Source organism: Alcanivorax sp. HI0083 (assembly GCF_001635175.1).
Window position 1 is genome coordinate 1 of sequence record NZ_LWFX01000879.1, and the last position, 4249, is coordinate 4249.

Annotated in this window: 3 protein-coding genes and 1 tRNA gene; all 4 read right to left on the reverse strand. The window is 55.4% G+C overall.

Annotated elements, in window-relative coordinates; genetic code table 11:
• Positions 1-1510: 1510 nt before the first annotated feature.
• Positions 1511-1587, reverse strand: a tRNA-Pro gene (locus A3754_RS08425).
• A 264-nt stretch (positions 1588-1851) separates the two neighbouring features.
• A complete protein-coding gene (locus tag A3754_RS08430) occupies positions 1852-2211 on the reverse strand; it encodes a MerR family transcriptional regulator (RefSeq protein WP_007149838.1) in 360 nt (119 codons plus the stop codon).
• Positions 2192-2494 (reverse strand): integration host factor subunit alpha, encoded by a 303-nt coding sequence (gene ihfA / locus A3754_RS08435; protein WP_007151347.1) that lies wholly within the window; start codon positions 2492-2494, stop codon positions 2192-2194. Before ihfA ends, A3754_RS08430 begins: the two co-directional genes overlap by 20 nt.
• A 25-nt stretch (positions 2495-2519) precedes the next feature.
• Positions 2520-4249: phenylalanine--tRNA ligase subunit beta (gene pheT / locus A3754_RS08440; protein WP_063519311.1), on the reverse strand; the 1730-nt coding region annotated here is incomplete at its 5' end.

A 4249-nucleotide genomic window follows, 5' to 3' on the forward strand; every position in this document is an offset into this window, starting at 1 on the left:
TACTGAGCAGTGACTTTACCAGCCCCTCATGTCCCACACTCACTGGCCCAACCTGGAGATTCAACCGATCGGCAACGAGCTTTGAAAGTCGATAATCGTAAGACGGCCTTCCGGTCCTACCTTCAACGCGCCGGGCATCAAGAAGACCTTGGTCAACCAGTACCCCTATCGAATGACGGGCTAATCTCTCACTAACTCCCAACTTCCCCGCCAAACGGTCCAGAGACGTTTGAGCCCATTCGCCTATACCAAATTGATAGATAAAGGCAGTCAAAAAATATCGCTCAGCGGCCTGCAGCTCTTCAGACGACAAGCAGTTAAAGCTGGATACTAGAGCATTGCCAAGGTACATATTTGCACAAATGATATCTATTTTTGCCCATTATCAATTATGATCATATTTACGTCAATTCATACGGTATGATTTACTTGTCATGAAAATCTCAAGCATTAGGAGCATTGAAAGTGAAGAAACCAATCCCACCGAAAGAGTGGCTTGGCTCCGACAAGGACAAGTCAGATTGGGCCAGGCACTATTTGCGAAACAACCCCCCATCAGCCCTTTCAGTAAAAGCTCCCCACGAAGAGAACGAGCCGACCTTGATGACACTGGAAAGAATTTGGAATAACGGATTGGGGGCAGATGCTTTTGCACGCATCAAACGAGCATGGAATGCTTACAGCTACCGGAAGAACAAAAACAAGCGGACTTTCAGTTTTGTGCTACCCGTAGAAGAAGCTCTGTTTTTGAAACGTACGTCCAAATATCTAAAGGTGTCACAAAGCGCCCACCTGACAGCTCTGATTTGCCAGGATAGAACACATATCGAGAAACTGAGAAATGAGCATCAACAAAGACTCGAAGGCGCCAGAAAAACGCGCAATTCACTGGTAGAGGACAGAAAAACCAAAGAGCTAGGTCGCCTGCGGAAAGAAAATACGAGGCATGCGGGCATTCTCAAGCAATATGAAGAACTTATAAGAAAGCTAGTAGAGAAAGACCTTGTAAGGCAGGAATTAGAAAGGCAGGGANTGCAGGACCCCATACAACTCGATGCGAACAAAAGGGACGACCTGGACTCTCAAGCCAAAAAGCTGGCAGCAAGACACCTTGAGGATGCTCGAATTGACGCGTCTCGCACTTCTAACTACTCAGCGCCCTGACACCACCTCCAAGTGATCCACCCAACGCTGCAACTACAAGCGTCACCCAGCCTCATAGCTATGGAGTACCCTCAACCCCTTTTCTAGAGTGATCCGGCACAGCTTCAGCCATCTTGCCGGGCATCCAATACGCGCCAGGCCTTTGTAAACGGACCGCCTGACCAATCAGGGAAAACTAAAGGTCAGTGGCGCGTAAAGTAAAGGAGACAGGCCAGCCACAGGGATTAGCTATTGAGAAACGGTGACGGAACGGTGACGAAACACAGAAAAGCATAAGCGACGCCTAAAAACCAAAAAGGCCAGTCATCCATGACTGGCCTATCTCTTTGTTTTTCCGACCTTAATTTGGTCGGGACGGGAGGATTCGAACCTCCGACCCCTTGCACCCCATGCAAGTGCGCTACCAGGCTGCGCTACGCCCCGAGATGTGCTTGGCAGGCAGAGCTACCAAAGCGGCGGCAATCATAGCGGATTTGGTGGGGGGATGGAACCGGTAAAGTGCTGTTTGGTCAGGGTTTGAGCGATGGGGGGATTGTCGGGTTTGTCGCTAGCAGGTTCGCGCCTCGAGAGGCGCTCCTACAGAAGGCGGGATGATGATTTGGTCAGGGCGGGCATGAAAAAGCCCCGGGAGCGGGGCTGCCGGGGCTTTTTCGCCATCGGAGATGGCGGGGAGCGTTTGGTGCTGGATCAGGAAGCTTTGAGGACGTCGAGGACCTCTTCCATTTCCACAATCATCTGCTTGATGAGCTGGTGGTACTGGGTGGCCTGTTCCGCGTTGGCGCCGCCGGAGAGCTGTTGACGGGCACCGCCGATGGTGAAGCCCTGATCGTACAGCAGGCTGCGAATCTGGCGGATCATCAGCACGTCCTGGCGCTGATAGTAACGACGGTTACCACGGCGTTTCACGGGCTTGAGCTGGGGAAATTCCTGTTCCCAATAGCGCAACACGTGCGGTTTTACGTCACACAGGTCGCTGACTTCACCAATGGTGAAATAGCGCTTTCCTGGAATCGCCGGCAATTCGTCGTTATGACTTGGTTCCAGCATAGGCCTCAACCCGTTGTTTTAATTTTTGTCCTGGACGAAAGGTAACAACCCGACGGGCGGTGATGGGGATTTCCTCACCGGTTTTCGGGTTGCGCCCTGGTCGTTCGCTCTTGTCCCTGAGATCGAAATTGCCGAAGCCGGAGAGCTTCACCGGGATATTGTTTTCCAGTGAATGGCGGATCTCTTCAAAAAACATTTCCACCATTTCTTTTGCTTCACGTTTGTTCAGGCCTAACTCCTCGAACAAACGCTCGGCCATATCCGCTTTGGTCAGCGCTCCCATTAATAGCTCCCTGCCCTTCCTTAATTCAGTCCCTTAAGGCGGCGTTAAACTGTTGTTTTAACTGGGATACTACGGCATCCACCAGGTCATTCACCTCTTGATCCTTAAGAGTGCGTGAACGGTCCTGGAAGGTCAAGCCCAAAGCAAGGCTTTTACGATTTTCACCAATGCTATCGCCTTGATATATATCGAAAATCTTGACCCCGGTGAGACGATCGTCACAGGCAGAGCGAACCGCAGCGATCAGATCCCCTGCGGGGACGCTGTCTTCTACCACAAAGGCCAGATCGCGGCGCATCCGCGGCTGGTCAGACACAGCCGCAAAGCTGGGCAGGCTGCCTTGCTGCAACGGCGCTTGCGCCAGTTCGAAAGCGTACAGTTGACCCGGCAGATCCAGATCGGCGGCCAGGCGCGGGTGAATCCGCCCCAGAAAACCCACCACCTCACCATCACGCTTTAGTGCCGCGGTCTGGCCCGGATGCAGCGCCGGGTGCTCGGCGGGCTCAAAGCTGAACGCCTGCGCATCAGACAACGCCAACAATGCTTCCACGTCCCCTTTCAGGTCGAAGAAATCCACCGGGCGTTTGCCTTCCCAATTCTGCGGCTGGGCACTACCGTACAGCAGACCGGCGATCATCGGCGTCTGCTCCAGGCCACCTTCCACGTCTGGCGCATCGGTGGGCACAAAACGCAGGCCCGTTTCGAACAGACGCAGGCGATCAGCCTGCCGGTTCAGGTTATGGCGCGCGGTGCTGAACAGGCCAGCCAGCAGCGTGGTGCGCATGACGCCCAAATCCGCAGAGATCGGATTCAGCAGCGGCAGTGGCTCCACGCGGGGCTCGACTTTCGCCAGCAGACCCGGCTCCACAAAGGTGTAGGTAATCGCTTCCTGGTAGCCACGGTCCATCAAGGTGTCCGCCAGGCGGCGCACGGCCACGATCTGTTCCGGCACGGTCTCGCCGGAAGGCGAACCCGCCGGCACCCGGCTGGGCAGCTTTTCGTAGCCATAAATGCGCGCCAACTCTTCGATCAAATCCTGCTCGATGGCCATGTCGAAGCGCCAGCTGGGAGCCAGCACGGTCCACCCTTGCCCATCGCCATTCAGAGAGATGTCCATGCCCAGGCGGCTGAGAATGTCTTCCACCTGCTGGGCGGGTAAACCCATGCCCAATAAGCCTTCGATCCGCTCAGCGCGCAATGTGAGCTCGGCCTGCTTGGGCAGCTGCGCTTCGTCCACCGCTTCGGTGACGGGGCCTGCCTGGCCACCCGCAATTTGCTGGATCAGGGCTGTAGCATACTCAATGGCATCGCTCTGCAGTTGCGGATCCACACCGCGCTCGAAGCGGTGAGAGGAATCGGTATGCAGCCCATAGGAGCGAGCCTTGCCGGCAATCGCCAGGGGGGCGAAGAAGGCGCATTCCAGGAAAATATCCTGGGTATCCGTGGTCACGGATGACGGTTTGCCGCCCATGACCCCAGCGAGAGCCAGTGCCGCGCTGTCGTCAGCAATTACCAGGGTATCGTCCCGTAGGGTCAGCTCTTGGTCGTCCAGGGTAGTAAGCGTCTCATCCGCTTTGGCCTTGCGCACGGTGATACCACCGCTGAGCTTGGCCAGATCGAACGCATGTAACGGCTGCCCCAGTTCCACCAACACATAGTTGGTTACATCGACGATGGGGTCGATGGTGCGCAGACCCGCACGGCGCAGGCGCTCCACCATCCACAGCGGGGTGGCAGCGTTGACATCCACGCCCT